At 66.9% G+C, this 22,584-nt stretch carries 15 protein-coding genes and 1 pseudogene; 2 read left to right on the top strand and 14 right to left on the bottom strand.

The window, feature by feature from the left end; translation table 11 throughout:
* The first annotated feature begins 417 nt into the window (after positions 1 to 417).
* The gene (locus ABZ464_RS22605; RefSeq protein ID WP_359279428.1) at positions 418 to 3,078 is read left to right on the top strand and encodes a hypothetical protein; all 2,661 of its coding nucleotides are present in this window, start codon (positions 418 to 420) and stop codon (positions 3,076 to 3,078) included.
* A 544-nt stretch (positions 3,079 to 3,622) separates the two neighbouring features.
* Here ABZ464_RS22605 and ABZ464_RS22600 read toward each other — a convergent pair.
* The 13 genes from ABZ464_RS22600 to ABZ464_RS22540 form a co-directional block, all read right to left on the bottom strand.
* Positions 3,623 to 4,873, bottom strand: coding sequence for a serine protease (locus tag ABZ464_RS22600; RefSeq protein ID WP_359279427.1), 1,251 nt, complete (start codon positions 4,871 to 4,873; stop codon positions 3,623 to 3,625).
* A 73-nt stretch (positions 4,874 to 4,946) separates the two neighbouring features.
* Positions 4,947 to 5,264, bottom strand: a complete 318-nt coding sequence (locus ABZ464_RS22595) for a trypco2 family protein (protein WP_359279544.1) — start codon at positions 5,262 to 5,264, stop codon at positions 4,947 to 4,949.
* 655 nt (positions 5,265 to 5,919) lie between these two features.
* Positions 5,920 to 7,872 (bottom strand): TIGR03960 family B12-binding radical SAM protein, encoded by a 1,953-nt coding sequence (locus ABZ464_RS22590; RefSeq protein WP_359279426.1) that lies wholly within the window; start codon positions 7,870 to 7,872, stop codon positions 5,920 to 5,922.
* Between the two features lie 111 nt (positions 7,873 to 7,983).
* A complete protein-coding gene (locus tag ABZ464_RS22585; protein WP_359279425.1) occupies positions 7,984 to 9,486 on the bottom strand; it encodes a CYTH and CHAD domain-containing protein in 1,503 nt (500 codons plus the stop codon).
* A gap of 93 nt (positions 9,487 to 9,579) precedes the next feature.
* Positions 9,580 to 10,779 (bottom strand): rod shape-determining protein RodA, encoded by a 1,200-nt coding sequence (gene rodA / locus ABZ464_RS22580; protein WP_359279424.1) that lies wholly within the window; start codon positions 10,777 to 10,779, stop codon positions 9,580 to 9,582.
* Positions 10,776 to 13,061: a penicillin-binding protein 2 gene (mrdA, locus tag ABZ464_RS22575; protein ID WP_359279423.1), complete on the bottom strand. Its 2,286-nt coding sequence runs from the start codon at positions 13,059 to 13,061 to the stop codon at positions 10,776 to 10,778. Before mrdA ends, rodA begins: the two co-directional genes overlap by 4 nt.
* A gap of 137 nt (positions 13,062 to 13,198) precedes the next feature.
* Positions 13,199 to 13,870 carry a rod shape-determining protein MreD gene (gene mreD, locus ABZ464_RS22570; RefSeq protein WP_359279422.1) on the bottom strand — a complete coding sequence of 224 codons (672 nt, stop codon included), beginning with the start codon at positions 13,868 to 13,870 and terminating at the stop codon, positions 13,199 to 13,201.
* A 15-nt stretch (positions 13,871 to 13,885) separates the two neighbouring features.
* Entirely contained in the window at positions 13,886 to 14,821 is a 936-nt protein-coding gene (gene mreC, locus ABZ464_RS22565) for a rod shape-determining protein MreC (protein ID WP_359279421.1), read from the bottom strand.
* 163 nt (positions 14,822 to 14,984) lie between these two features.
* Complete coding sequence (locus ABZ464_RS22560) at positions 14,985 to 16,004, bottom strand: rod shape-determining protein (protein ID WP_030779466.1); 1,020 nt, start codon at positions 16,002 to 16,004, stop codon at positions 14,985 to 14,987.
* 228 nt (positions 16,005 to 16,232) lie between these two features.
* On the bottom strand, positions 16,233 to 16,646 hold the full coding sequence (ndk, locus tag ABZ464_RS22555) for a nucleoside-diphosphate kinase (protein WP_020940057.1): 414 nt from the start codon (positions 16,644 to 16,646) through the stop codon (positions 16,233 to 16,235).
* A gap of 107 nt (positions 16,647 to 16,753) precedes the next feature.
* On the bottom strand, positions 16,754 to 17,092 hold the full coding sequence (locus ABZ464_RS22550; protein WP_359279420.1) for a DUF4233 domain-containing protein: 339 nt from the start codon (positions 17,090 to 17,092) through the stop codon (positions 16,754 to 16,756).
* Positions 17,093 to 17,103: 11 nt separating this feature from the next.
* Positions 17,104 to 18,588 (bottom strand): folylpolyglutamate synthase/dihydrofolate synthase family protein, encoded by a 1,485-nt coding sequence (locus ABZ464_RS22545; RefSeq protein WP_359279419.1) that lies wholly within the window; start codon positions 18,586 to 18,588, stop codon positions 17,104 to 17,106.
* A gap of 104 nt (positions 18,589 to 18,692) precedes the next feature.
* Positions 18,693 to 21,317, bottom strand: a complete 2,625-nt coding sequence (locus ABZ464_RS22540; protein ID WP_359279418.1) for a valine--tRNA ligase — start codon at positions 21,315 to 21,317, stop codon at positions 18,693 to 18,695.
* Positions 21,318 to 21,452: 135 nt separating this feature from the next.
* Between ABZ464_RS22540 and ABZ464_RS22535 the strand changes: the two genes are divergently transcribed.
* Positions 21,453 to 22,445 carry a hypothetical protein gene (locus tag ABZ464_RS22535; protein WP_359279417.1) on the top strand — a complete coding sequence of 331 codons (993 nt, stop codon included), beginning with the start codon at positions 21,453 to 21,455 and terminating at the stop codon, positions 22,443 to 22,445.
* A gap of 46 nt (positions 22,446 to 22,491) precedes the next feature.
* On the opposite strand, the pseudogene ABZ464_RS22530 reads toward ABZ464_RS22535, so the two are convergent.
* Positions 22,492 to 22,584 (bottom strand): annotated as a pseudogene (locus ABZ464_RS22530) (RNA polymerase subunit sigma-70); the annotation flags it as partial.

Below are 22,584 nucleotides of genomic sequence, written 5' to 3'. Positions count from 1 at the left end.
GCCCACGGGTGACCAACCCGACGCGCGCCGGACACGACGATGACCGTACACAGAGGATGCTTGTGGGGGAGTGCAGGACTGGTCAAGATCTCTTACCCACCCTGCAGCGACTGTCTCCAAGCGCAAGCCGCGCTGAATTCACAGAGTTCACCAGTCAACCAATTTTCAATTACGCCGATTCATGAAATCTCGATACTGATCTATTGACGAATCAACGTCTTCGCTCTTGGTTTGCGCTCTTCGCGCAGCCATATGATGATGGACTGAGCCGCCTCGGGATATGCAACCGAGGCACGCCAGAGTCGGCAGTACGGACGTACACACCCGGAGGCTCATATGCCTTTCCGTCGTGGACATCCAACAACGGCTGAGCGTTCGCTCCTACCTCTATGCAGACCTCGGCGCTGGCTCGCAGGGTTGATCGCCACCACCTTCCTCCTCCTCTGGACCCTTGGTCGCGTCGGGGTCGATTACCCACCCAATGACAAGCAATCAAAATGGAACGTCGACGATCACACATTTGGAGGATTTCAACACATCCGAAATGCGATGGTAAGGGTATTCGATGGCCTCTCCCAGGTCATTACACTCAAGGACACAGGGGCTCCAATGAGTGTCAGGCTTTGGTGCTTGGCGCTCCTAATCTTCCTTATATTTTTGCTAAGGCGGACTTTTCTTGCACATTTTGCCGCCCAGCCGGGTCCAGTTGATGTGCAGCGTTTGGTCGATGCAACACCGGACAATATCCCTAAGCCACTCATAGAGGACTTGACAGTCAAGCTTCGAAAACACATATCCGAAACGGATTTGTATCCGCCAACAGCACTTCCAGCTGAACCAGCCGCCAGTAGTTTCCTGGATCTCCTAGGTGATATTAACTTGGAATCAGGGAAGATGGGTACAAGCCTACTGAGGCTGTTCAGCAGGTTGCAGCCGAAGATCGCTTATCGGGTTACCGGCGTCTTGCAGCACTCCGCAAACGACAAGGAGCGTTGCTGCGGCGTAACTGTGACCATCACCGCATACGCGACACGTGGCAGCTGCGCCCACACAACATGGGAGGCCACCTGGGAAGAGGCCGTGCATGAGGCAGGCAACTGGATAATGGCCGCCATTTTGCCGGTCACACGGGCGTGCAAGATGCCTCCCTGGCAGTCCTGGGCAGGCAGAAGGATCGAGCCTGAATTGTTCGCGGCTTACCAAAAGGGGCAGAAACTAAGCCGTGAACGAAAATTCGATGAAGCGTTGGATGAATTTTACAAAGCTGTCCGCCAGGATCCGACGAACCTCTATCTGCGCACCCAGATAGGCGCCGTTCAAGAAAAACTCGGTCTGTACATAGACGCTCTCGAGACCTACCACGGAGCACTCACGCTAGGTAACCTGAGCACGGATCAAGAGGACGAGCGGCTCTGGTGGCGGTCACGGGTGTTGCGAGCAATCTACCTAAGGCACTGGACGGGGCGCCCCGGAACCTTGCTGACACGCTACCGATACACCGCGATATTGGGCACGTCCGAAAAGACGGCCGATCAATGGTGCCATACTCCCGACGATAAAACCCATCCCCGCCGCGCCAACGCCCGCAATGAGATTCGCCAAGCACTAACGACTCCATTGGCGGAGCGCTATAAGCGCACTATAGCCGAGGTTTCGGGATTCATTGAAGCAGTTGATACCGAGCCAAAGGAAATCGAAAACGAGTACGGCACGCCAATCACCAACGTGAAAGGCGCCCGGCGATGGATGATAAATAAGCTTGAAGTCGCAGGAAGAAAAGAAAAGCCATACGTTCAGCTAATTTTCCAACTGGCCTGCCTCCAGGAAGTGGACCGCCTCCTCCGCGATTATTCATTGGCTACTTTCTATCCCGGAATGCGGAGGGAAAGGAAACTATTCACCCGCCCTGCGCTCCAGATTACCTGGAGCGTATGGGCCCCATTGAGGCTGGCCTGGGTGGCAGATCAGCTATCCAGAAAAAATGACAAGGGACTTCCCGCTCTTCCCGGCAGGTCGCTCACGCCTGAGACAAGGCCTCTGCGTTACTGGGTTAGGGGAGGGCGAAAATGGCCTCGCAGCAAGGATAGTTGGGTCCCAGAAGATCTGTTCAAACGGGTAAAGCAGGCCAGAACACGACACATCTTCGAACGTCACGCCGGATGGCAGGAACACTATAACGCCGCCTGCGTGTATGCCGTATCAATGGAAGCGCAGCATGACCATCGCCGGACAGAGTTCGCTCGGCTTGCCTTCAGGGAGCTAGAGGACGCCGTACGCTGCGCGGCTGCAGGGGGTTCTATAACACTGAGGCGCTCCTGGCTGCTCGCCGAGGATCCCGACCTTGCCCAACTGAGGGAAAAAGATCAGTACGCCCGCCTGGCACGCTTTGAACGTGAGGCGTACCCCCGCCCCACACCCGACCGAAGGCGTTTCGGGGAACCACGTCCTATACACATCGAAATGTGTATGAGCAACAGTCAGCTACTAAGGAATCTTGCTCTGGCCATGGAGCGCACATGGCATAAGAGGCGTTCACACGTTATCGTAGATGTCCACGAGGCGATCACATGGTTCGAATACGAAAAAACTGCCTGGGAGCAGCTCCTTAACATCGCAAGCAGTCAGGCACGTAATTGGCCAGATCGCGAGCGCCTAATTCAGACGGTGCGGAATATCGCCGATCCGGAGCTCATGATTGACGTGCCCCCCAGGGTACCGGAATTCAATGACATCGTGGACAAGGAGGAGGGATGGTGCGATCCCACGAAAGCAAGGGATCTCATCAACTTGCTAGACGGGCAGCTCACACGGATTGGAGAACTTGCTGCAGGGAAAAACCATCTTCCATCACCTGTTAGACGCAGCAGCGACTGGATCCGCTTCGCCAAAGCGGCTGATGCGGCGGGAGGGCTGGTAATGGACCGCGTTATGGTACAGACGATCTGTGATCGCTACGCGGCGACCTGGCAAACACTTCGCGACGTTCTAGACCTGAATGACGCTTCAGACCATGGCGAGGCTCTCCGGTTTTTCATTAAGGCTCTGAGACAACTGCCGGCACCAAAAAACCAAGGGTAGTCATCCGCACTCCTGACGCCCGACAACCTTCCAGACCGCTCCACCTCGGACTGGATCCCCAAGCAGCCCTACACGGCAGCAGGGGCGTTCTCGGCCCATCAAGCACACGTCCCTCCAGGCCGCATCATGAGGAACGCCCTCTTCCCAGCGCGAGGCCAGGGGCCACGGCAACGGCCGCTCAGGAGCTTCTGGCGCCGGCAGTGGCGTTCTCGGAAGCTCTGGGGTAACCCGCCCGCGCGTTCAGAGCCCCGAGAGAACCCAGCGCTGCTGCCACCTCATCCTCCGCGACCTCCGCCACAGCCTCAGCGATCCGCCGCAGCGCCTCACTCACCCCCGCTCCCCCGTTTCAGCTGGTCGGAGCAGTGTTCTTGACCGTGAGCGGCAGCAGCTTCTTGCCGCTGTTGCTCAGTTGTGGCCATGTGGCGTACGGGGGGCATACGCCGTCCTGGATCCGGACTTCGGAGATGTCGATGGTTAACCTCTGACGGACAGTCAGTGCACTGACCGACGTGCTCCACTCACGTGCTCCGGCCGGGTCAAATTGCTAGGGGCGCTGCGCTTCCTCTTCAAGCAACCAAAACAAATTCCAAGCCTCCATCCAGCCGCGCTTCGTCAATGGAAAGACGCTGCACCGCGAAGTTCCGGTCTGACGAACGTAGTACCCGGCGGTCACCATCTCGGGAAGTCTTGGTTGACCAAGAGACAAGTCAACCCGCCCAGTCAGGTTGGGGGCGAAATATCCCGGGTCCGAAAAAGTACGGACGTAGCTTCTATGCAAAACATCCAAAGAATAGAAGCTTCCACGCTGCGCGACTTCCCATTCCCCACTACTGCCCCCTCTGGTAAAACGTTTTCGTTTTGGAGGTGAGGGCGCGGGAGGTGTAGCGATTTGAGGCTCCTGCTGCCCTCGCAAATCGCGTTCCGCATGCCTGTCCGTCTGCGCGGCAGGCTTGACGTCTTCGCGGGACTGCATGGCCTTGTGTCGGTCCTCTGGGGCCTCTGGCTCAGGTATGCGCGAGTCTTGCCTGTCTTTGTTGATCCACCGGAGCACTTCCAAGGCGAAGGGACCGGTCAGCTCGCCGATCGAGCGTCCGATCGGACCAAGTTGCTTGCGTGTCCGGCCAGGCCAGCCCACCGCCATGCTGGCGTCCTCAAGGCTTGAGTCCTGGCCCAGCTTGCGCGCTGCTTCACGAAACCCGGGCTCCGTGACAATGTCGAGGACAGCTGCGGCATGCAACCTACGCTGCTGGCGCTCAGGGTGTGCCTCGGTAATGATCGCGACTAGACGCCCCTCGCTGTCGCGCACGGGCGCGCCAGACATACCCGACCACGCCGCAGAATCCTCCGGCGTGCTGGTGTCGATATCGAACCTCACACCTCCGCCCCGGGCTCCGCCAGCTGGCAGCAGCACGCCCTGCGCCTGCTCAGTGTTCCGCGCGGCTTCCTGCTGGCGTTCCGCATCCGGGAACCCCACCACATTGCAACTCAACGGCTGATCACCGATGCGCGCCAGCGCGCCAGCACGGACAGGGACCCTCCAGCGTCCATCCACTATCTCAAGGAGAGCCACATCCAGTTCCGGAGCGTGCCACCGGAGCTCACAATCGCACCACCCATCCGTCTGTGACCTACCCATCCGGGCCAGGAGTGCTCTGCCTGGCCCGTCGTACGGCTCCACCACATGCCAAACAGTGAGCACCCCTCGAACACCCACTACCCAGCCAGACGCCAAGTGCCCGCCGTGCCGATCATCACCGGCCCACACTTCGACGAGCCGCTCCGGTACGCGCTCCATCCGCCCTCACCCCGCCTACCCGCTGTCTAAGGGTCTGGACTTTTCTTTCGGTGGCGGATTGTGACTCCCTTTGCTACTTGCCATGTGGTCTAGGGATGCCGGTCGCAGCGATCTTCAACGGCTGCCCATTTGTAGAAACCGGTTTGAGGGAAACCCGGACCCGGCTTGTCTCACCGCGCCCTCTTTCCGCCTTACTTCCCAACGAGACAACGTAGAATCGTACTCCCGCGTCCCCGCCATATTTGTGGCGCGTCTCAACCAGGAATTCCAGCTCCACCTCGCCCACACCGAAACGCACAGCGTGACCCTCCCCCGCTTGCACCGCCGCCTCCAACTCGGCGCGCACTTGAGCGATTGCGTCCGCCAGAGTCGGAGCCCACTCGTCAGCCATAGTCACCACCTGGTAGGTATGCCTCATTTCTATTCTACGGCGCTGACTCTTTGGGCGCATCATATGAAACGGCGAGGTGGTCAAAAACACGGCAAATACAATCGGCGAGTTTGCGGGATGCATCGCGCGTACCCTCTCCTTCGCGGAGTATCACGCAGGACTGGAAGCGACGGGTTTCGTAGACGTCGAGATCATTCCGAAGCACACAGTCGATTCCGCGATCGCCCGCGCCTCCAAGCCGACGACTTCGCAGCCCGGCATACGCGCGGCCACGTCGGCCGACACCCGCTCTGAGTGAACGCAGGCTGCACCGAGGCCGAGACGCCGGCTGATCCGTCCTTCAGCGTCAGTGCGGCCAAGACAGCGTCGGGCTGCGGTTGCCAGAGCTGATCAGACACGACTGAGCCCCCTCCCAATCATGGAGGGGGCTCAGAAGTTCACAGGGCCCCGCCTGGGGGTGTCCGGCGGTCAGACCCATTCCACCTCGGACACGATCCCCGGCGAACCCCCAGGCGGCGGCAGCGGCGTTCTGGAGGCGTCCCGCGCCTGAGTCTGCCGCTCCGGCAGCACTCCGAGTGTGCCCAGCGCTGCGGCCACCTCATCCTCCGTGACCTCCGTCACAGCCTCAGCCATCCGCCGCAGCGCCTCGCTCACCTCAGTGCTCGTGTCCGCTGGTCGCGGCGTCCTTCTTGACCGTGAGCGGCAGCAGCTTCTTGCCGCTGTTGCTCAGTTGTGGCCATGTGTCGTACTGGGGGCAGACTCCGCAGTCGAAGCACGGAGTCCAGCGGCAGTCCTCGACCTCGGTCTCGTCGAGGGAGTCCTGCCAGTCCTCCCAGAGCCAGTCCTTGTCGAGGCCCGAGTCCAGGTGGTCCCAGGGAAGGACTTCCTCGTAGGTGCGTTCGCGGGTGGTGTACCAGTCGACGTCCACGCCGAAGGGGGCGAGGGACTTGTCGGCGCAGGCCATCCAGCGGTCGTACGAGAAGTGCTCGCGCCAGCCGTCGAAGCGGCCGCCGTCCTCGTAGACCGCGCGGATGACGGCGCCGATGCGGCGGTCGCCACGCGAGAGCAGGCCCTCGACGATGCCGGGCTTGCCGTCGTGGTAGCGGAAGCCGATCGAACGGCCGTACTTCTTGTCGCCGCGGATCTTGTCCCTCAACTTCTCCAGGCGCGCGTCCGTCTCCTCCGCCGAGAGCTGCGGGGCCCACTGGAACGGGGTGTGGGGCTTGGGGACGAAGCCGCCGATGGAGACCGTGCAGCGGATGTCGTTGGCGCGGGAGACCTCGCGGCCCTTGGCGATGACGTTCGCGGCCATGTCGGCGATCTGGAGGACGTCCTCGTCGGTCTCCGTGGGGAGGCCGCACATGAAGTAGAGCTTCACCTGGCGCCAGCCGTTGCCGTAGGCCGTCGAGACGGTGCGGATCAGGTCCTCCTCCGACACCATCTTGTTGATGACCTTGCGCATGCGCTCAGAGCCGCCCTCGGGCGCGAAGGTGAGGCCGGAGCGACGGCCGTTGCGCGTCAGCTCGTTCGCCAGGTCGACGTTGAAGGCGTCGACGCGGGTGGAGGGGAGCGAGAGGCCGATCTTGTCCTCTTCGTAGCGGTCGGCCAGGCCCTTGGCGATGTCGCCGATCTCCGAGTGGTCCGCACTCGACAACGACAGCAGACCGACCTCTTCGAAGCCCGTCGCCTTGAGGCCCTTCTCCACCATCTCGCCGATGCCCGTGATCGAGCGCTCACGCACCGGGCGGGTGATCATGCCCGCCTGGCAGAAGCGGCAGCCGCGCGTGCAGCCGCGGAAGATCTCGACGGACATGCGCTCGTGGACGGTTTCGGCGAGGGGGACCAGGGGCTGCTTGGGGTAGGGCCACTCGTCGAGGTCCATGACCGTGTGCTTGGACACTCGCCACGGGACGCCCGACTTGTTGGGGACCACACGGGCGATGCGGCCGTCGGGGAGGTACTCGACGTCGTAGAACGCCGGGATGTAGACGTTCCCGGTCCTGGCGAGGCGGAAGAGGACTTCCTCGCGGCCGCCGGGGCGGCCCTCGGCCTTCCACTCCTTGATGATCCGCGTCATGTCGAGCACGGCCTGCTCGCCGTCGCCGATGACCGCCGCGTCGATGAAGGCGGCGATCGGCTCGGGGTTGAAGGCCGCGTGCCCGCCGGCCAGGACGATCGGGTCGTCGAGCGTACGGTCCTTGGACTCCAGGGGGATGCCCGCCAGGTCCAGGGCCGTGAGCATGTTGGTGTAGCCGAGCTCGGTGGAGAAGGACAGGCCGAACACGTCGAACGCCTTCACCGGGCGGTGGCTGTCCACCGTGAACTGCGGGACGCCGTGCTCCCGCATCAGCGCCTCCAGGTCCGGCCACACGCTGTACGTGCGCTCGGCGAGGACGCCCTCCTGCTCGTTCAGCACCTCGTAGAGGATCATGACGCCCTGGTTGGGCAGACCGACCTCGTACGCGTCCGGGTACATGAGCGCCCAGCGGACGTCAGAGGACTCCCACGGCTTGACCGTGGAGTTGAGCTCGCCCCCGACGTACTGGATCGGCTTCTGCACGTGCGGGAGCAAGGCTTCGAGCTGCGGGAAGACCGACTCGACAGACATCGCGGCGTTACCTTCGTGAGCTGACTGGGGGCACCCCCGGCCGGAGGCCGGGGAGGGTGACCATCAAGCCTAACGCCCCCGGAGCACTCCCCCGCCCGCGAGCACCGCGATCTAAACCTCCATCGAGCCGCTGGTCTTCCTCCACTCCCCCGGCACGGCCTCCTCGACCTTCTCCGCGCGCCGCTCCTCACGGGCGTACAGCACCCCGTACGTGAAGGCGCTCTCCCCCGCCGCGTGCGCCACGGCGGACAGCTCGCCGATGGTCGTGCGGGCCATCACGCTGTCCTGGTGGTCGCCGAGCAGGCTCTGGAGCGATTTCATCGACTTGACCAGGTCCTTCGCGGGACCGCCGAGGACGGGGCGGGCCGTCTCCGCCGCGTACCGCGTCCGCTTGGCCTTCTTGCGGGCCTCGTGCAGCGCGAGGTCGCGGTCGGCGCCGGGCGGCTGCTCCATGGCCTCCTCCATCAGCGCGGACACCTTCCCGAAGTCCTTGCGTACGGCCTTGGCGAGCACCTTCTTCGGTTTCTTCGCCGCGGCCTTCAGCAGCGGCGGATCGGCGACCACGGCGTCCAGGGTGTCGAGGAGGACGAGGTAGCGCCGGGAGTCGAGGACGCCGATGAGGTGGCTGCGGGCGCCGCCGCGGCCGGCCCCCGCCCAGCGCTCCAGCCGCTCGTGGACGGGACCGTGCACGAGCGTGGCGGGCAGGTCGTCGAAGGCCGCCGTGAGGCGTTCGGCGAGCACCTCCTGGTCGCGGCCGAGGCCCAGCTCGCCGGCGAGCCACTTCAGCTCCTCGGCGATCGGATCGGTGACCTCGCGGTCCAGGACCTTGCGGAAGGAGCGGAAGGTGCTGCGCAGCCGCCGGGTGGCGACCCGCATGTCGTGCACGGACTCCTCGGCGTCCCGGCGTACGGCCGGGTCGAGGTCGACGATCGCGTCCCGCTGGGCCCTGATGTACGCGAGAACGTGGTCGCCCGCGGTGACGGGCTCGGCGGGCGCCTTCATCGGCCGCGGATGGCCGCCCTTGGTCTCGGCCAGCGCCCGCGCCAGCTTGGAGGGGGACGCCGACGGCCGTACGCCTGCCTTGCGGAGCCGTTTCTCGACCTTGTCGAGGAGGCCCGGGTCACCGCCGTCGGCCAGTTCGACCTCGATCTCGGTCCATTCGGCCTTGCCCTTGCCGCCGAACAGCCGGTCCGCCCGAACGGCGTCCAGACTGGCCTCGGCGAGCAGCTTGCCGTCGGCGTCGACCAGGTCGCGGACGTCCCGCGCGGTGCGCAGCCGGACGACAGGCACCAGCTGGCCCTCCCTGACCCGGGCGCGCACCAGGGCGGCCAGTTCGTCGGGGACGTCGTCGGAGAGGGGCGCCCGGATCTCGTCCCGGATGCCGGGGCCGACCGGGAGTTTGAGGTGCCAGCCGGCGTCCGGGCCGCCGGTGCGGCGGCGCAGTGTGCTGGAGGCCGCGGCGAGGCGCAGGTCAGAGGTGTCGTAGTAGGTCGCGTCGAGTCGGTCGGTGCCCTTGTCGAGGACGTTCGCCACTCCGGCGACTCCGGTCAGGTCGGGAAGCCCACTGTCGTCGGATTCGTACTTGCGCTCGATCTCCCGCTTCGTCTCCGCCATGCAACGAATCTAGTCGTATTCGGACCTGGAGGGCAGGGCCAACCAGGCCCGAATGGCTCGTTGACGCCATGGAAACGCCGGGCGACGGCAGGGCTACGCGGACATCGGCCGCTGCACCCGGATCGACTGCAACAGGCCCACCGCCACCCACACCGCGAACATCGACGAGCCGCCGTACGACACGAACGGCAGGGGCAGGCCGGTCACCGGCATGATCCCGAGCGTCATCCCGATGTTCTCGAACGACTGGAACGCGAACCACGCCACGATCCCGGCGGCGACGATCGTGCCGTACAGCTCGGTCGTCTCGCGCGCGATGCGGCAGGCGCGCCACAGGACCACGCCGAGCAGCACGATGATCAGGCCCGCGCCGACGAAGCCCAACTCCTCGCCGGCGACGGTGAAGACGAAGTCGGTCTGCTGTTCGGGGACGAACTGGCCGGTGGTCTGCGAGCCGTGGAACAGGCCCGCGCCGGTCAGTCCGCCGGATCCGATCGCGATGCGCGCCTGGTTGGTGTTGTAGCCGACACCGGCCGGGTCGAGGCTGGGGTTGGCGAACGCGGCGAAGCGGGCGATCTGGTACTCGTCGAGGATGTGCAGCTGCCAGACGGCGACCGCGCCGGCCGCGCCCGCGCCGAGCAGGCCGAAGACCCAGCGGTTGGAGGCGCCGGAGGCCAGCAGCACTCCCAGCACGATCATCACCATCACCATGACCGAGCCGAGGTCGGGCATGAGCATCACGATCAGCATGGGGACGGCGGCGAGGCCGAGCGCCTGGACGACCGTGCGGTGGTCGGGGTAGGGCTTGTCGCCCGCGTCGACCCTGGCCGCGAGCAGCATCGCCATGCCCAGGATGATCGTGATCTTCACGAACTCGGAGGGCTGGAGCGAGAAGCCGCCGCCGAGCACGATCCAGGAGTGGGCGCCGTTGACCGTGGAGCCCAGCGGGGTCAGCACCAGCAGGATGCCGAGCAGCGACAGGCCGTAGAGGACGGGTACCGCGTTGCGCAGGGTGCGGTGGCCGAGCCAGACGGTGCCGATCATCAGGGTGATCCCGATGCCGGTGTTCATCAGATGGCGGATCAGGAAGTAGTACTGGTCGCCCTGGTTGATCTCGGTGCGGTTGCGGGTCGCGGAGAAGACCAGCACCGAGCCGATCAGGGAGAGGGCGATCGCCGCCAGCAGTATCGGCCAGTCCAGCCGGCGGGCCAGCGAGTCCCGGGCGAGGACCCTGGTCCAGCCGGCCCGCGCGGGCCCGTATCCGGAGACGGAGAAGCTGTTCACGCCGGTCATGCGAGCGACCTCCTGCCGACCGACCGCCGGCCTGCGGCGCCCCCGCATCCGGCCCGCCCCCGCCGTCGTCGCCGTCGGCGGGTGTCCTGGTTGGTGGTGTTCTGCTGGGCGGTCCCGGCCGGCTGCGAGGCGTCCGGCTCGGGGGTGCCCTGCTGGCTGGCGCGCTGGTCCTTGGCCGGGTCCTTGGCGATCTTCGGGGCCTTGATCGTGCCGTCCGTCTGCACGGTCGGCAGGCCCTTCTGCGGGGTGGGCAGCAGGGCGTTCTTCTTGTCGATCGAGCCGTCCGCGGAGACGCCGTAGAGGGCGTTGTAGATGTGGCGCACGGCCTCACCGGAGGCGCCCGAACCCGTACCGGCCTGGGCGATGGTCATGATGACCGTGTAGTCCTTGCTGTAGGTGGCCAGCCAGGACGTGGTCTGCTTGCCGTAGACCTCGGCGGTTCCGGTCTTGGCGTGCAGCTCGATCTCGTCCTGCGGCCAGCCGCCGAACTTCCAGGCCGCCGTACCCCGGGTGACCACGCCCGCGAGCGCGTCGTCCATGCCCGCGAGGGTCGCCTTGCTGATGGGCAGCTTGCCGGCCTTCCTGGGCTTGATCTCGGTGACGGTCTTGCCGTCGGCGCTGACGATGGCCTTGCCGATGGACGGCTGGTACATGGTGCCGCCGTTGGCGAGGGCGCCGTAGATCACGGCCTCCTGGATCGGCGTGACGAGAGTGTCGCCCTGGCCGATGGAGTAGTTGATCGAGTCGCCCTCGCGCATCTTGTTGCCCTCGAGGCAGTTCTCGTAGGCGATCTTCTCGACGTAGGTGCCGTTCTTCTTACCGGACTTGCACCAGGCGCTCTTGTTGGCCTTCCAGTACGACTCCTTCCACTGGCGGTCCGGGACGCGGCCGGTGACCTCGTTCGGCAGGTCGACGCCGGTCTCCTTGCCGAGGCCGAACTGGTGGGCCGCCTTGTAGAAGTAGTCCTTGGGCTCGCCCTTCTTCGGGTTGATGCCGCCGTCCCTCTTCCACTCCCGGTCCGCGAGGGCGTAGAAGACGGTGTCGCAGGAGACCTCCAAGGCGCGGCCGAGCGAGATCGGGCCGAAGTTCTCGCCCTCGAAGTTGTTGAAGACCTGGCCGCCCACCGAGTACGAGCTGGTGCACGGGTAGCCGCCGTCCCAGACGTAGCCGGCCTCGACCGCGGCGGCCGTGGAGACCACCTTGAAGGTCGAGCCGGGTGCGGCCTGACCCTGTATGGCCCTGTTCAGCAGCGGGTAGTCGGAGTTCTTCCCGGTGAGCTTCTTGTAGTCCTTGGCGGAGATGCCGCCCACCCAGACGTTCGGGTCGTAGGTGGGGGCGGAGGCCATCGCGACGATCCGGCCGGTCTTGGCCTCCATCACGACGACGGCGCCGGAGTCGGCCTTGTAGTTGGTGCCGGTGATCTTGTCGAACTGCTGACGGGCCGTCTTCATCGCCTCGGTCAGCTCGTACTCGGCGACGCGCTGCACGCGGGAGTCGATGCTGGTGACCAGGTTGGAGCCGGGCTCCGCCGGGGTGGCCTCGGCCTGGCCGATGACCCGGCCGAGGTTGTCGACCTCGTAGCGGGTGACGCCGGCCTTGCCGCGCAGCTCCTTGTCGTACTGGCGCTCCAGGCCGGAGCGGCCGACCTGGTCGGAGCGCAGATAGGGCGAGTCGGTGTCCTGCGCCTTGGTGATCTCGTCGTCGGTGACCGGCGAGAGGTAGCCGAGGACCTGGGCGGTGTTGGACTTGCCGGGCGCGGGGTAGCGGCGTACGGCCTCCGGCTCGGCGGTGATGCCGGGGAAGTCCTCGGCGCGCTCACGGATCTGCAGGGCCTGCTTGGCGGTGGCCTCGTCGGTGATGGGGATCGGCTGGTACGGCGAGCCGTTCCAACAGGGCTGGGGGGTCTTCGCGTCGCACAGCCGGACCTTCAGCATGACCTCCGTGGGGTCCATGCCGAGGACGCCCGCGAGTTTGGCCAGGACGGCCTTGCCGTCGTCCGGCTGCTTCAGCAGATCGGTACGGGAGGCGGAGACCACCAGCCGTGTCTCGTTGTCCGCGAGGGGCACCCCGCGCGCGTCCAGGACGGAGCCGCGCACGGCGGGCTCGACGACCTGCTGGACGTGGTTGCCGGAGGCCTCCTTGGCGTACGCCGCGCCCTCGCGGATCTGGAGGTACCACAGCCGGCCGCCGAGGGTGCCGAGGAGGGAGAGGACGAGGATCTGGATCACGACGAGCCGGATCTGGACGCGTGGGGTCCGACCGGTCTCGGGAATGTTGGTCACTGCGGCTGCCTCCCCCTCTCAGTCCACGAACGACTGTGCGCGGCTGTGCGTGCGTACGAATGATGAACGATCAGCCTGTGAGGCCGCGTTCCGCCGAAAGTGACCCGTTCGGGTGAACTTGCCGAACTTGCCCCTGCTCACAGCCGCTTGACCCCCTTGATGCGCCCGGCCCGGGTCGCCCGCGACTTCGCCGCCCTCAGCTTCAGGCCGCCACGCTGGCCGCCGATCTTCAGGCCCGTCCCGGAGGACAGCCAGCCCGAGGAGATGTCCGAGGCCTTCGCCGCGGAGTTGGTCTCCGCGAGCGGGTCGTTCTCGGCCCGCCGGGCCAGGAACATCACCCCCGGCACCACGAAGGGGGCGAGCAGCAGGTCGTACAGGGCGGCCGAGAACAGCAGCCCGGTCAGGCCGACATGACGGGCCGCCGTGTCGCCGACGAGGGCGCCCACGCCCGCGTAGAGGAGGGTGGAGCCGGCCGCCGCGGCGACCACCACGAGCATCGGGCCGGTGGCCGACTTGATCTGCCCGTTCTCCGGCTTGACCAGCCCGGCGAGATAGCCGATCACGCAGAGCACGAGGGCGTACCGCCCGGCCGCGTGGTCGGCGGGCGGCGCGAGGTCGGCGAGGAGGCCCGCGCCGAAGCCGATGAGGGCGCCGCCGACATGGCCGTACACCATGGCGAGGCCCAGGACGGTGAGGAGCAGCAGGTCGGGTACCGCGCCCGGCAGATGGAGGCGGGCGAGGACGCTCACCTGGATCACCAGGGCGACGACGATCAGCGGGACGGAGAGCAGGATCCGGTTGACGCGCATGGGGATTGTCAGCTCCTACTGCTGCTCTTGCTGCTGGCCGTCGGCGTTCGGGGTCACGGTGACGGTGACCGTCGGGGTGGGTACCGGTTTGGGCTTGGCCGGGAGCACCGTGTCGCGCGGGTCCTTCTTCGGGGTCTCGACGACCACGCCGACGACGTCGAGCTTGGTGAAGCCGACGTACGGCGTGACGTAGAGGGTGCGCGTGAGGTCGCCGCCGGAGGGGTCGACGCGGGAGACCACACCGACCGGGACGCCGGGCACGAACGGCTTGTCGGCCTGGGAGCCGAAGGTGACCAGGCGGTCGCCCTTCTTCACGTCCGCCTTGCCGTTGAGGAGTTCGACGCGCAGCGGGCTGTCGCCCTGCCCGGAGGCGAAGCCGAGTTCGTCGTTGCCCTCCATCCGGGTGCCGACGGTGAAGTCGGGGTCGTTGGCGAGGAGCACGGTCGCGGTGTTCGGTCCGACGGTGGTGACCCGGCCGACGAGCCCGTCGCCGTTGAGGACGGTCATGTCGCGCTTGATGCCGTCGCTCGCGCCGACGTCGATGGTGATCGTCCAGGAGAAGCCCTGGGCCGCTCCGATCGCGATGACCTCGGCGCCCTTGATGCCGTACTGGCCCTCGCCCGCGATCTTCAGCATCTTGTCGAGCTGGGCCAGCCGGCTGCGGTTGCGGTCGTCGCTGCCGAGCTTCGCCTTGAGAGCCGCGTTCTCCTTCTCCAGCTGCGCCATCCGGTCGTGGCGCTCACCGGAGTCGCGGACCGCCGAGACGGCGTTGCCGACCGGGTCCACCGCCGAGGACACCCCCTCCTCGATCGGGCCGAAGACCGCGGCCGCGGCCTGCCGGGCACCGTCGACCGGGGAGTCCTCACCACCGCGGATGTCCACCGTGATCAGTGCGAACGCGATGGCGATCAGCAGCACCAGGAGCAGCCGGCTCTCTCGTGTGTCCCTCACGTGCGGCGGCCGTGCCCTTCCTCGATAGAGAAATCACTACACAGGAATTCGGGTAGCCCCGGGTCAGGATGACCAAGGGCGCTTTGTGGGAGCTTATGCCGGAATATCAACGATCCGCCGCACGAGAGGCGATCATCCCGTACGGCGGAACCGAAGCGTTATGTCATCTGCGGGGCGCGGCGTCCAGAACCTGCTGGAGCGCCTCGAACTCCTCGACGCACTTGCCGGAACCGAGCGCCACGCTGTCCAGCGGGTCCTCGGCGATGTGGATCGGCATACCGGTCTCCCGGCGCAGCCGCTCGTCCAGTCCGCGCAGCAGTGCTCCGCCGCCGGTCAGAACGATTCCGCGGTCCATGATGTCGCCGGACAGCTCCGGCGGACACTTGTCGAGCGTGGTCTTGACGGCGTCGACGATCGCGTTGACGGGCTCCTCGATCGCCTTGCGTACTTCGGCGGCCGAGATGACGACGGTCTTGGGCAGCCCGGAGACGAGGTCCCGGCCGCGGATTTCGGTGTGCTCGTCGGAGTCGAGGTCGTACGCCGAGCCGATGGTGATCTTGATCTGCTCGGCCGTGCGCTCACCCAGCAGGAGGCTGTACTCCTTCTTGATGTGCTGGATGATCGCGTTGTCCAGCTCGTCGCCCGCGACGCGGATGGACTGGGCGGTGACGATGCCGCCGAGCGAGATGACCGCGACCTCCGTCGTGCCGCCGCCGATGTCCACCACCATGTTGCCCGTGGCCTCGTGGACCGGCAGGCCGGAACCGATGGCCGCGGCCATGGGCTCCTCGATGATGTGCACCTGACGGGCGCCGGCCTGGGTCGACGCCTCGATGACGGCACGGCGCTCGACGCCCGTGATGCCCGAGGGCACACAGACGACGACCCGCGGACGAGCCAGATACCGCCGCTTGTGGATCTTCAGAATGAAGTAGCGGAGCATCCGCTCGGTGATCTCGAAGTCGGCGATCACGCCGTCCTTCAGCGGCCGCACGGCGACGATGTTGCCCGGCGTGCGCCCGATCATCTTCTTCGCTTCGGCGCCGACCGCGAGGATGCCACCGGTGTTGGTGTTGATCGCGACGACGGACGGCTCGTTGAGTACGATCCCGCGACCCCTGACGTACACCAGCGTGTTGGCGGTCCCGAGGTCGACAGCCATGTCACGGCCGATGAACGACATTGAGTTCCCCATCAGGATTCGACTGGCCTTCCCATGAGCTTTTGAGGGCTTTTCAGGTAGGGCGAAGTGGGTGCTGTGACGTGAAGGCTTCCATCGTAGACGCGCCTTCACGGACACTGCGGAAGGGTCCTGGCCATTGTCAGCAGATGCTGTGTGGGTTCGCTTCTGGAGACGGGCGTTCGGGGAATCACGTTCCCTCGATCGCCCGTCTCAGTCGTCTCTCGGCGGTTACGCGCGACCCGGGAAGAAGATCTTGACCTCGCGCTCGGCGGACTCCTCGGAGTCGGAGGCGTGGATCAGGTTCTCGCGGACGATGACGCCGTAGTCGCCGCGGATCGAGCCGGGCGCGGCCGCGATCGGGTCGGTCGGGCCGGCCAGCGCGCGCAGGCCCTCGATGACCCGCTCGCCCTCGACGATCAGCGCGACGACCGGACCGGACGCCATGAACTCCACCAGCGGCTCGTAGAAGGGCTTGCCCTTGTGCTCGCCGTAGTGCTGCTCCAGCGTGTCCTGGTCCAGGGTGCGCAGCTCCAGCGCGGTGATCCGCCAGCCGGCCTTGCGCTCGATACGGCTGATGATCTCGCCGGTCAGGCCGCGACGGACCGCGTCGGGCTTGAGGAGGACGAGGGTGCGCTGGCTCACGGGAGACTCCTTATGGACTGCTGAGGTGCACTACTGCCGGGGTGCGGTGGGACGAGATTACAGGGCGTGTCCGTGAACCTGTCACACAGCGTCAGCAGGATCGGCGGTCAGGTCCCGGCCTGCGCGGCGAAGCGGGCCCTCGCCTCGTCGATCTTGCGGCCATAGTGCACGGAGGCCCACCACAGGCCGGCGAACAGCACCCCCACGACGAACATCATCGGGACGAAGAAACCGGACGCGACCAGCGCGATCTGCAGCGCCCAGCCGAGGGCGACGCCCCCGGGCCGGGTGACCATGCCGCACAGCAGCAGACTGAGGAACATCGCGATCCCGCACACCGTCCACACCGTGGTCATGGACAGGTCGGGATCCTTCATGGCGACCAGACCGGCGAATCCGATGATGAAGAACTCGCCGATCAGGGTCGAGGAACAGAGCGTACGCATGGCGGGTGTGTTCAGCCCTTCCCGAGGAGCAGCCGGGCCTCGCCGACCGTGATGACGGAACCGGTGACCAGCACACCGCCGCCGGCGAACTCGCCCTCCTCCTCGGCGAGCGTGATCGCCGCCTCCAGGGCGTCCGGCAGCCGCGGCTCGACCTGGACGCGCTCGTCGCCGAACACCTCCACGGCGATCGCGGCCAGCTCGTCGGCGTCCATGGCGCGGTGGCTGGAGTTCTGGGTGACGACGACCTCCGCGAAGATCGGTTCGAAGGCCTCCAGGACCCCGCGGACGTTCTTGTCGCCGCTGGCCCCGACCACGCCGATCAGCCGGCTGAAGTCGAAGGCCTCGCCGATGGCGTCGGCGGTCACCCGTGCGCCGGCCGGGTTGTGGGCGGCGTCCAGGACGACGGTCGGGGAGCGCCGTACGACCTCCAGCCGGCCCGGCGAGGTCACGGCCGCGAAGGCCTTGCGGACCGCGTCGGCGTCGAGCGGCTCGGGCCGCTGGGAGCCGACGCCGAAGAACGCCTCCACGGCGGCGAGCGCGACGGCCGCGTTGTGCGCCTGGTGCTCGCCGTGCAGCGGGAGGTACACCTCGGGGTACTCGCCGCCCAGCCCGCGCAGGGTGACCAGCTGTCCGCCGACGGCCACCTGCCGGCCGACGACACCGAACTCCAGCCCCTCGCGGGCCACCGTGGCGTCGACCTCGACGGCCTTCTTCAGCAGCACCTGGGCCGCGTCGACCGGCTGCTGGGCCAGGATGACCGTGGCGTCCTGCTTGATGATCCCGCCCTTCTCCCCCGCGATCTCGGCGGGGGTCTCGCCCAGCCGGTCGGTGTGGTCGAGGTCGATGGGCGTGACCACGGCGACATCGCCGTCGATGACGTTGGTGGCGTCCCAGGAGCCGCCCATGCCGACCTCGACGACGGCGACGTCGACCGGGGCGTCCGCGAAGGCGGCGTACGCCATGCCGGTCAGCACCTCGAAGAAGGAGAGCCGGTACTCCTGCTGGGCGTCGACCATCTCGATGTACGGCTTGATGTCCTGGTACGTCTCGATGAACCGCTCGGCGGTGATCGGGGCGCCGTCGAGGCTGATGCGCTCGGTGACGGACTGCACGTGGGGGGAGGTGTAGCGGCCGGTGCGCAGTTCGAAGGCGCCGAGGAGGGCCTCGATCATGCGGGCGGTGGAGGTCTTGCCGTTGGTGCCCGTGATGTGGATCGAGGGGTACGAGCGCTGCGGCTCGCCGAGGACGTCCATCAGCGCGGAGATCCGGCTGACCGAGGGCTCCAGCTTGGTCTCGCCCCAGCGGGTGGCCAGGTCGGCCTCGACCGCGCGGAGGGCCTTGTCGACCTCGGGGTCCTCGGGGCGGGTCGGGACGTCGGCGCTCGGGGCTCCGCCCTGGGTGCGGAGGGTGCGGCTGCCGGCCTCGATGACCGCGAGATCCGGGTCGCGGTCGGTCTCGGCCTCGATGATCTCGTCGAACGGGTCGCTTTCAGTCACGGGGTCAGTCTATGACTGCGCCCGTGGAGGGGGACGGCTGGTCCCGTAGGGCGGGCGCGGGGAGTGTGTGGCTTGTCGCGCAGTTCCCCGCGCCCCTGGGTTGGCTACTGCTGGGGCAGCCTTTCCAGCTGGGCCTGGATCCTCGTGATGTCCTCCTCCGCCTTCGCCAGGCGGCCTCGGATCTTGTCCACCACGTTGTCCGGGGCCTTCGCCAGGAAGGCCTCGTTGCCGAGCTTGGCGTCGGCCTGGGCCTTCTCCTTCTCGGCCGCGGCGAGGTCCTTCGCGAGGCGCTTGCGCTCGGCCGCCACGTCGATCGTGCCGGAGAGGTCGAGGGCGACCGTGGCGCCGGCGACCGGGAGGGTGGCCGTCGCCGAGAAGGTCTCGCCCTCCGGCTGGAGGCGGAGCAGCTGGCGGACGGCCGCCTCGTGCGCCGCAAACGGCGTGCCGTCCAGCTCCAGCCGGGCCGGGACGCGCTGGCCGGGCTGGAGGCCCTGGTCGGCGCGGAAGCGGCGGACCTCGGTGACGACCGACTGCAGGCTCTCGATCTCCTGTTCGGCGGCCAGGTCCCGGAAGCCGGAGTCGGTGGGCCAGTCGGCGATGACGATCGACTCGCCGCCGGTCAGGGTGGTCCAGAGGGTCTCGGTGACGAACGGGACCACCGGGTGGAGCAGCTTCAGGGTGACGTCGAGGACCTCGCCCAGGACCCGCTTGCTGACCTCCGCCGGCTCGCCGCCCGCCTGGAACGTCGTCTTGGAGAGCTCGACGTACCAGTCGAAGACCTCGTCCCACGCGAAGTGGAACAGCGCGTCGGAGAGCTTGGCGAACTGGAAGTCCTCGTAGAACGCGTCGACTTCGGCGATGACCGAGTTGAGGCGGGAGAGGATCCAGCGGTCGGTCGCCGACATGGCGGAGGCGTCCGGCAGGGGGCCGTCCACCGTCGCGCCGTTCATCAGGGCGAAGCGGGTCGCGTTCCAGATCTTGTTGGCGAAGTTGCGGGAGCCCTGGACCCAGTCCTCGCCGATCGGGACGTCGACGCCCGGGTTGGCGCCGCGGGCGAGGGTGAAGCGCAGGGCGTCGGAGCCGTACTTGTCCATCCAGTCCAGCGGGTTGACCGCGTTGCCGAAGGACTTCGACATCTTCTTGCCGAACTGGTCGCGGACCATGCCGTGCAGGGCGATGGTGTGGAACGGCGGGGTGCCGTCCATCGCGTACAGGCCGAACATCATCATCCGGGCGACCCAGAAGAAGAGGATGTCGTAGCCGGTGACCAGGACGGAGTTCGGGTAGAACTTCGCGAGCGACTCGGTCTGTTCGGGCCAGCCGAGGGTCGAGAAGGGCCACAGGCCGGAGGAGAACCAGGTGTCGAGGACGTCGGTGTCCTGACGCCAGCCCTCGCCGCTCGGGGGCTCGTCGTCCGGTCCGACACAGACGACCTCGCCCTCGGGCCCGTACCAGACGGGGATGCGGTGGCCCCACCACAACTGCCGTGAGATGCACCAGTCGTGGAGGTTGTCGACCCAGTCGAAGTAGCGCTTCTCCATCTCCTGCGGGTGGATCTTGACGCGGCCGTCGCGGACCGCGTCACCGGCGGCCTTCGCGAGCGGGCCGACCTTGACCCACCACTGCATGGAAAGGCGCGGCTCGATCGTCGTCTTGCAGCGGGAGCAGTGGCCGACGCTGTGGACGTACGGGCGCTTCTCGGCGACGATCCGGCCCTCGGCTCGCAGGGCGGCGACGATGGCGGAGCGGGCCTCGAGCCGGTCCAGTCCCTGGAAGGGGCCGTGGGCGGTGATGACCGCGTGCTCGTCCATGACGGTGAGGGACGGCAGGTTGTGGCGCTGGCCGATCTCGAAGTCGTTCGGGTCGTGCGCCGGGGTCACCTTGACGGCGCCGGTGCCGAACTCCGGGTCGACGTGGGTGTCCGCGACGACCGGGATGGAACGGTCCGTCAGCGGCAGCCGGATCAGCTTGCCGATCAGGTGCTTGTAGCGCTCGTCGTCGGGGTGGACGGCGACGGCCGTGTCACCGAGCATCGTCTCGGCGCGGGTGGTGGCGACGACGATGGTGTCGTCCCCCTCGCCGTACTTCATGGAGACGAGCTCGCCGTCGTCGTCCTGGTACTCGACCTCGATGTCCGAGATGGCGGTCAGACAGCGCGGGCACCAGTTGATGATGCGCTCGGCGCGGTAGATGAGCTCGTCGTCGTAGAGCCGCTTGAAGATGGTCTGGACGGCCTGGGACAGCCCCTCGTCCATGGTGAACCGCTCGCGCGACCACGCGACGCCGTCGCCGAGGCGGCGCATCTGGCCGCTGATCTGGCCGCCGGACTCGCCCTTCCACTGCCAGACGCGCTCGACGAACGCCTCACGGCCGAGGTCGTGGCGGGACTTGCCCTCCTTGCCCAGCTCACGCTCGACGACGTTCTGGGTGGCGATGCCGGCGTGGTCCATGCCGGGCTGCCACAGCGTCTCGAAGCCCTGCATGCGCTTCCTGCGGGTGAGGGCGTCGATGAGGGTGTGCTCGAAGGCGTGGCCCAGGTGCAGGCTGCCCGTGACGTTCGGCGGCGGAATGACGATGGTGTACGGCGGCTTGTCGCTCTTCTCGTCCGCCTCGAAGTAACCCCGCTCCACCCAGCGCTCGTACAGCGGCCCCTCTACATCGGCCGGCGCGTACTGGGTCGGCAGTTCGGTGTGGGGCGCTGATGGCTGCTGATGAGCGTTCTCGGTCACGGGGCCAGTTTAGGGGTGTCACGGGGCCGTCCCGAAACGTGTTTGCCTTGTAACGGTCGGGCCCCCGCCGCCTAGCAGGTACTGGGTTTAAGCCAGGATGTGAAAATCACATAAGCATCTGGAGGGGAACCCAGAATGAGTCACCAGCAGCCGGGCCCGTACGGCGGGCAGCCCCAGCAGCCCGGACCGTACGGCCAGCCCGGCCCGTACGGCCAGCCGCCGCAGGCGCCCCAGCCCGGCTACGGCTACCCCCAGCAGCCCCCGGCCCCGCAGCCCGGTTACGGCTACCCGACCCAGCCCCCGCAGGCCGGGCCCTACGGCCAGCAGCCGGCGTACGGCCAGCAGCCGCCGACCGTCGCCGCCTACGGCCAGCAGCCCCCGTACGGGCAGGCCCCCTACGGCGTCCCGCAGCCCCCGGCGCCGAGCGGAGGCGGCGGCAAGAAGGTCGGCATCATCCTCGGCTCGGTCGCGGTGGTCGTGGCGATCGGCGTGGGCGCGTTCTTCGTCCTCGGCACGGGCAGCGGGGCGGGCGGCCTGGAGGACGACGGCGCGCACAAGCTGGAGACCCCGGCCACCGTGCTCTCGGACTACAAGCGGGCCTCCGACGACGGCGCGAGCGCCGGTGACGACTCGGCGGCCGAGCTGGAGAAGAGCGGCGTCAAGGGCGGCAAGACCGTGCTCGGCGTCTACTCGACGGCCGACCTGAGCGGGTACGACCCCTCCGACCCGAGCACCGCGCCCGACGCGGCGGAGCTCGCCACGGCCAAGGGCATCACCTTCGCCGGCGCCTACGGCACGATCGCCGACCCCGAGAAGGCGCTGGACACGTTCTTCGCCAACTTCAAGAAGTCCTCGCAGGAGAGCTCCTCCTCCAGCAGCAGCGGCTCGGACACCAAGCTGGTCGGCGAGCCCGAGGAGGTCGACCTCGACGGCGCGGTCATGAAGTGCCAGGCGGCCACCGGCACGAACACGGTGACCAAGCAGGAGAAGACCGACTGGTTCTGCGCCTGGGCCGACTACAGCACCATCGCCATGGTCTCGCCGGGTGACGTCACACAGGGCATCACCAAGGACGTGGCGGCCGACATCACCACGAAGCTGCGTGACGAGGTCCGCGTCAAGGCGTGACCCCAGGCAGGACATGCGCGGGGGCCCCGGTCGGTCGACCGGGGTTCCTGCGGGCGCGGCTGGCGAGCATCTTGGCGGCGGCGGTGGACTTGCCGAGGATCTGGCCGATCTCGTCGAACGGCACCGCGAACAGGTCGTG

Origin of the sequence: Streptomyces sp. NPDC005820, assembly GCF_040630255.1 — a bacterium.
Taxonomy (GTDB): Bacteria; Actinomycetota; Actinomycetes; order Streptomycetales; family Streptomycetaceae; genus Streptomyces.
The sequence above is the reverse complement of the archived record's forward strand: the minus strand, read 5'-3'. Positions and strand labels throughout refer to the sequence as shown.

Coding starts and splice junctions, on each gene's coding strand:
- ABZ464_RS22600 (WP_359279427.1), bottom strand. CDS start 4,873: ATGGAGCGCGTACCGGAGCGGCTCGTCGAAGTGTGGGCCGGTGATGAT.
- ABZ464_RS22595 (WP_359279544.1), bottom strand. CDS start 5,264: ATGGCTGACGAGTGGGCTCCGACTCTGGCGGACGCAATCGCTCAAGTG.
- ABZ464_RS22590 (WP_359279426.1), bottom strand. CDS start 7,872: ATGTCTGTCGAGTCGGTCTTCCCGCAGCTCGAAGCCTTGCTCCCGCAC.
- ABZ464_RS22585 (WP_359279425.1), bottom strand. CDS start 9,486: ATGGCGGAGACGAAGCGGGAGATCGAGCGCAAGTACGAATCCGACGAC.
- rodA (WP_359279424.1), bottom strand. CDS start 10,779: ATGACCGGCGTGAACAGCTTCTCCGTCTCCGGATACGGGCCCGCGCGG.
- mreD (WP_359279422.1), bottom strand. CDS start 13,870: ATGCGCGTCAACCGGATCCTGCTCTCCGTCCCGCTGATCGTCGTCGCC.
- ABZ464_RS22560 (WP_030779466.1), bottom strand. CDS start 16,004: ATGTCGTTCATCGGCCGTGACATGGCTGTCGACCTCGGGACCGCCAAC.
- ABZ464_RS22550 (WP_359279420.1), bottom strand. CDS start 17,092: ATGCGTACGCTCTGTTCCTCGACCCTGATCGGCGAGTTCTTCATCATC.
- ABZ464_RS22535 (WP_359279417.1), top strand. CDS start 21,453: ATGAGTCACCAGCAGCCGGGCCCGTACGGCGGGCAGCCCCAGCAGCCC.